Origin of the sequence: Desertibacillus haloalkaliphilus, assembly GCF_019039105.1 — a bacterium.
GTDB lineage: Bacteria > Bacillota > Bacilli > Bacillales > KJ1-10-99 > Desertibacillus > Desertibacillus haloalkaliphilus.
Map to the genome: position 1 here is coordinate 1 of NZ_JAHPIV010000497.1, position 347 is coordinate 347.

Consider the following 347-nt stretch of genomic DNA (forward strand, 5'->3'; position numbering starts at 1 on the left):
CTTCTTTTTCTCTCCTTTTTCTCCTTCCTTCCCTTCCCTTCCTTTCCTCCCCTTTCTTCCTTCTTCTCCTTTCTCTCTTTTCCTTCTTCTCTCTCCCTTCTCCTTTTCCCTTCTTTCTTTCCTCCTCCCTCTCTCTCCCTCTCTCTCCTCCCCCTTTCCTTTCTTCCTCCTCTCCCCCCTTTCCCCCTCCCCTCTCTTTCCTTTTTCCTCCCTTTCCCCCTTTCTTCTCTTTCTTCCCCCTTTCTCCCTTTCCCCCTCCCTCCCTTCCCCTCTCCCCTCCCTCCTTCTTCCTCTCTTTCTCTTTCTCTTTTCCCCCTTCCTCTTTTTCTTCCTCCCTCCCTCTTCCC

Annotated in this window: 1 protein-coding gene; it reads right to left on the minus strand. The window is 51.9% G+C overall.

Annotation, left to right across the window (positions count from 1 at the left end; genetic code table 11):
• The coding region (locus KH400_RS30310; RefSeq protein WP_217228595.1) for a hypothetical protein at positions 1-347 on the minus strand (347 nt) is incomplete at both ends.